This is a genomic window from Marilutibacter maris (assembly GCF_006546735.2).
GTDB classification, from domain to species: domain Bacteria; phylum Pseudomonadota; class Gammaproteobacteria; order Xanthomonadales; family Xanthomonadaceae; genus Marilutibacter; species Marilutibacter maris.
The window spans coordinates 1-1,791 of record NZ_VICD02000128.1; the positions used below are offsets into that span (position 1 = coordinate 1).

Below are 1,791 nucleotides of genomic sequence, written 5' to 3' on the forward strand. Positions count from 1 at the left end.
ACCGCCATTCTTGCGGTCGTTGTGACAGCCCTGCGCGTTGAGGCGGCCGCCATGCGCGGCGGCGGTCTGGGCGCAGAACAGGACGCCGGCGACCAGCCAGGCCAGTGTCGGAATCGCGGATCGGATCGTCACCATCGGGCACCCCCCATGCCTTCGTGCGATAGCGCGATCCTAGCGCTGCCGATCGCCGGCTTCAAAGCGCGGCCACCGGCGAGGGGCGGCTCAGGCGCCGGAGATGCCCAGGGTGCCGTGGCCCTCGACCAGGTCGATCAGGGTACCCAGGCGATGGGTCTCGGCGGCGCGCTGCAGGGCCAGGTCGATGCGCGCGCGGCGCGGGTTGTCCTGCCAGTGCGGCACCTTGTAGATGACCGCACGCGGATACTGGCGGACCACGTCGGCGTCCTGGATCCATTGCCAGTCGCCGGGCATCAGCTCCTCGTGCTGGGCGAACGCGCGTGCGGTGGCGTAGTCGTGCGAGTAGATCAGGTTCATGTGCGCCTCGTCGGAGCGGCGGCGTCGATTCCCGGACTGTCCGGGGATACATGAACCAACGCCGCCGCCAGGCGCACGCGGCCAGGCGCGTGTCCGCCGGTGACGAAACTGCCGCGAGCGGCTCAGGCGGCGGTCGCCACCGCCGTTCCCGCGTCGGCTTCCGCTTTGTCGTCCTCACCCGTGGTCCGCAGATGCGCGGCAAAGCCGTCCACGCCCGGCGCGATGTCCTCGCGCAGGGTGCAGGCGGGAATCTCGTAGTCGCCGTGGTTCTGGCGGCGGAACGGAATCGGCGCGGTGGTCTCCAGGGTGTCCAGGCGCGCGGCCAGCTCGGCGCTGACCTGCCGGTAGCGCGCCTCGTCCATGCGGCCGCTGCGGTAGAGCAGGAACGGCGGCAACACGTCGAAGCCGGGGTAGTAGAGGGTGCCGTGCTGGATCGGGAACAGCAGGTCGTCGATCGGGCCGTTGATCCCGCGCGCGGCGTAATGCGATTCCCAGCCGCCGGTGGTCACCACCAGCATCGCGCGCTTGCCGGCCATCGTGCCCTCGCCGTAGCGGTCGCCCCAGTGGCGGTCGGAGTGCTCGCCGACGCCGTAGGCGAATCCGTAGGCGTAGACGCGCTCGACCCAGCCCTTGAGGATCGCCGGCATCGAGAACCACCACAGCGGGAACTGCAGGATCACCACATCGGCCCAGCGCAGCTTGTCCTGCTCGGCGGCGATGTCCGGACTCTGACGGCCGTTCTCGAATGCGTGCCGGGAGTCGCGCTCGGGATGGAAGCGCTCGCCGATGGCGCCGTCCAGGCTGTCGTCGGCGTCGAGCACCGCCTTCCAGCCCATCGCGTACAGGTCCGAGACCTGCACCGAATGCCCGTTGCCCTGCAGGCGGTCGACGATGAAATCCCTGAGCGATCCGTTCAGCGACTGTGGTTCGGGGTGGGCGTAGACGAGCAGGATGTTCATTGGCGATGCCTGTCGGGAGTGGGGACTCCAGCATCGGCCTCGGTCATGTATATTTGAAATGAATTACGAATATTTCAGGTATCAGCACTGTTGATATGAGTGGCGTGGCTTTCAAGGGGCTCGACCTCAACCTGCTGGTGACCCTGGACGTGCTGTTGTCCGAGCGCAACGTCACCCGCGCCGCCGAACGCCTGCACCTGTCCCAACCGGCGGTCAGCGTGCAACTGTCGAAGCTGCGCGACGCGCTTGGCGATCCGTTGCTGCTGCCGGGCGCGCGCGGCATGCGGCCGACCGCGCGCGCCGAGGCCCTGCGCGGACCGTTGCGCGAAGCGTTGGAGAC

Annotated in this window: 4 protein-coding genes; 1 reads left to right on the top strand and 3 read right to left on the bottom strand. The window is 68.6% G+C overall.

All coding sequences use genetic code 11. The features are described from left to right. The 3 genes from FKV24_RS20220 to FKV24_RS08090 form a co-directional block, all read right to left on the bottom strand. Positions 1-135, bottom strand: a 135-nt coding sequence (locus FKV24_RS20220) for a YHYH domain-containing protein (RefSeq protein ID WP_141482015.1), incomplete at its 3' end; no start/stop codon positions are given. An 87-nt stretch (positions 136-222) separates the two neighbouring features. Next, positions 223-492 carry a hypothetical protein gene (locus FKV24_RS08085; protein WP_111267642.1) on the bottom strand — a complete coding sequence of 90 codons (270 nt, stop codon included), beginning with the start codon at positions 490-492 and terminating at the stop codon, positions 223-225. 122 nt (positions 493-614) lie between these two features. Beyond that, the gene (locus FKV24_RS08090; protein WP_141482016.1) at positions 615-1,451 is read right to left on the bottom strand and encodes an NAD(P)H-dependent oxidoreductase; all 837 of its coding nucleotides are present in this window, start codon (positions 1,449-1,451) and stop codon (positions 615-617) included. Between the two features lie 95 nt (positions 1,452-1,546). Here FKV24_RS08090 and FKV24_RS08095 point away from each other — a divergent pair. Further along, a partial coding sequence (locus tag FKV24_RS08095; RefSeq protein WP_141482017.1) for a LysR family transcriptional regulator occupies positions 1,547-1,791 on the top strand: 245 nt, incomplete at its 3' end.

Bases quoted from the DNA above. Each gene is read 5' to 3' on its own strand.
- FKV24_RS08090 (WP_141482016.1), bottom strand. From the start codon at position 1,451: ATGAACATCCTGCTCGTCTACGCCCACCCCGAACCACAGTCGCTGAAC.
- FKV24_RS08085 (WP_111267642.1), bottom strand. From the start codon at position 492: ATGAACCTGATCTACTCGCACGACTACGCCACCGCACGCGCGTTCGCC.